This is a genomic window from Flavobacterium sp., assembly GCF_043779715.1.
GTDB lineage: Bacteria > Bacteroidota > Bacteroidia > Flavobacteriales > Flavobacteriaceae > Flavobacterium.
On record NZ_JAYWDT010000260.1, the window covers coordinates 1 to 2,510 of the forward strand.

The window sequence follows — 2,510 nt, forward strand, 5'->3', positions numbered from 1 at the left end:
GCGTTACAGCTGCGTCAGGCTGTTCGTTTAATCTTTTATTTCGCTTCGCTACATAAAAGGATTTCCACTGCCATCCTTCATGCGGGGCTTGGTGGAGTACTGGCTAGTATTATTTCATAGACTATTTGTAAGAAAAAATTAATATATTTGGAAATAAATAAAACTGAACTAGTCAGACAAAGCGACCCAATTTTGTGGTGATAGGTTTGATTTTGTTAGACGTATATACAAGTTAGCTACCATAATAAGACAAAAATGACACAGACATTTAAACTAAAAGAAGGTGAAATTTCCTTTGAAACTGACAAGGTTAAGATTTCGGATAATTCAAGGAAACATAACATAATTTCGTTAATCAGTTCAGGTATTTGGACAATTTATGGAACAATTTCTGTTCTAAGATACTTGAAAACAAATGATCAATTCTTGCTTTGGTCAGGTCTATTTATTGGAATATCTCATTTTGTCATTTTAATTCTAAATCTACTTAGGTCGAATCAGAGCGAAATTTTATTTGATGATATAAAGTTTATCAAAGTTAAACAAAGATTTGGAAGAGACTTTTTAGATATAAAATTAAAAAACAATAGACTTAGAAGAGTAATTGGAATTGAAAATTCACAAGATCTTAAAAGTATGTCGAATCAAATATTGAGAACATAACAACAAAATAAATTACGATAGCTAACCACCATTTTGAGCTAGCTGGAATTTAGTAGAATTATCGTTTCGAATCAAGTTTTCGTAAAACCGAAAACTGAAAGGTTACAAATTTCCAGCCATCTCAAAGTGGCATAACGTCAGACTGTCTAATAACCTAAAACAAGTCTCTGAGAATTCCATATTTGAAATTTTTTAAAGATAGGAGTTCGAATACAAAAACTCAAAATAGAAGTTGTTAGACAAGCTGACGTTAGCGGTTATTTTGAGCGACTGAAAACTAAAAAACTAAATTAGAATGTCAGAAAACATTAAATTTAAATGCAGTTGTTGTGGAGAAATCCACGAAGAATGGCCTGCATTAACTTTTATTTCTCCCGATAATTATAACTGTTTATCAGAAGAAGATAAAAAAAGCATTGGATATATTGACAGTGATTTTTGCACAATAAACCATACTGACCAAATTGATCGATTTATTCGTTGTACTTTAATTCAAAAAGTCAATGACCATTGCGAAGATTTGGATTACGGACTTTGGGTTTCTTTAAGTGAAAAAAGTTATGTGGATTATGAAAAAAACTTCAAAAAAGACAGCGAAGAAAAAGGATATTTTGGTTGGCTTTGTAATGACATAATAGATTATGAATTTTCGGAAAGCATTCCTATGGATGTAATTACACGAAATAATGGACAACGACCAGAATTAATTCCTCATAAAGATTTTGACCATCCATTTGTAAAAGATTATTATAATGGAATTTCTAAAAAAGAAGCAGAAAGAAGAATTTTTAATATGTTAGAAATCGTTAATAAAAATGAAACCGAAAATGAAAAAGCTGAAAAAAGGAAATGGTGGAAAATATGGTAATAAATAGAAAAAACAGCCGCTAATAGCTCGGTTTTCGTTGCGGCTGCAAGCCGAACAATGAAACTGACACTTGTCAGACAAAGCAACCCAATTTTGGAGTGATAGGTTTGATTTTTTGAGACGTATATATAAGTTGGCAGTAATAAACCACAAAAATGAGAAATGAAAAAATTTAAAATTATCTCTATAATACTGATACTTTTTAGTATTTACAGTTTTAATAATATACCGAAATCAATTTCGAAAAATTCTGAAGTTGAAAATAATTCACTCCCTAATGATTTTTATTTTATAATTAATAGCGGAGGAAATGATAGCTACAATTCGAAAAATAGCACTTTCACTAGAAAATATTTAGAAGATGATAAAACAGTAAAAATTGAACTAACGAAAGAAGAAAAAGAGAGTATTTATTCATTTATGAAAGAAATTAATTTTTTCAAAATGCCAAATAAATTTGAACCTAAAGAAAGCGTTATCTCAATAACTGATCCTGGTTTTTATAGAAGTATTGTGATGTTTTCCGACGGAAAACAAAAAGTTGTAAGCTATAATACTGGATACACAAGTGAAGAAAATAAAAAAAGAGCAACAAATTTTTTCCGTCTATATGATATGATTTGGAATATTTTGCGAAATAAAAATGAAGTAATTAATTTACCTGAATCGGACTTCCATTATAAATAAATTTACTACTGCCAACAGATAAGGTTTCGTTGCGGCTGCAAGCCGAACAATGAAACCTGTGTTGAACAGCCTGTCAAGTTTTTACGGGAGAACCGGTCACCGGCAGGAACTGGGGAGTTATCGTTAAGTTTTCAGAGAATGACAAGAGGGCTTTCAGTCTTGAACGTTTTTACAGCAAAATCGAGCTTAGAGAAATCAACATACTCAACAAAGGCATCTATAAATCGCAACTGGTTATCGGGACTGATAGTATCTTCTAAACTTTAAAAACGCAATTGTTTAAGAAATACCT

3 protein-coding genes are annotated in these 2,510 nt (G+C 30.8%); all 3 read left to right on the top strand.

The features are described 5' to 3' along the window. Window positions 1-255: 255 nt before the first annotated feature. The 3 genes from ACH2BG_RS12570 (at window position 256) to ACH2BG_RS12580 (ending at window position 2,218) form a co-directional block, all read left to right on the top strand. Complete coding sequence (locus ACH2BG_RS12570; protein ID WP_395048040.1) at window positions 256-663, top strand: hypothetical protein; 408 nt, start codon at window positions 256-258, stop codon at window positions 661-663. Between the two features lie 295 nt (window positions 664-958). Continuing rightward, window positions 959-1,531 carry a DUF2199 domain-containing protein gene (locus ACH2BG_RS12575; RefSeq protein WP_395048041.1) on the top strand — a complete coding sequence of 191 codons (573 nt, stop codon included), beginning with the start codon at window positions 959-961 and terminating at the stop codon, window positions 1,529-1,531. 162 nt (window positions 1,532-1,693) lie between these two features. Continuing rightward, entirely contained in the window at window positions 1,694-2,218 is a 525-nt protein-coding gene (locus tag ACH2BG_RS12580; protein WP_395048042.1) for a hypothetical protein, read from the top strand. The last annotated feature ends 292 nt before the right edge of the window (window positions 2,219-2,510 follow it).

Coding starts and splice junctions, on each gene's coding strand:
- ACH2BG_RS12580 (WP_395048042.1), top strand. CDS start 1,694: ATGAAAAAATTTAAAATTATCTCTATAATACTGATACTTTTTAGTATT.
- ACH2BG_RS12570 (WP_395048040.1), top strand. CDS start 256: ATGACACAGACATTTAAACTAAAAGAAGGTGAAATTTCCTTTGAAACT.
- ACH2BG_RS12575 (WP_395048041.1), top strand. CDS start 959: ATGTCAGAAAACATTAAATTTAAATGCAGTTGTTGTGGAGAAATCCAC.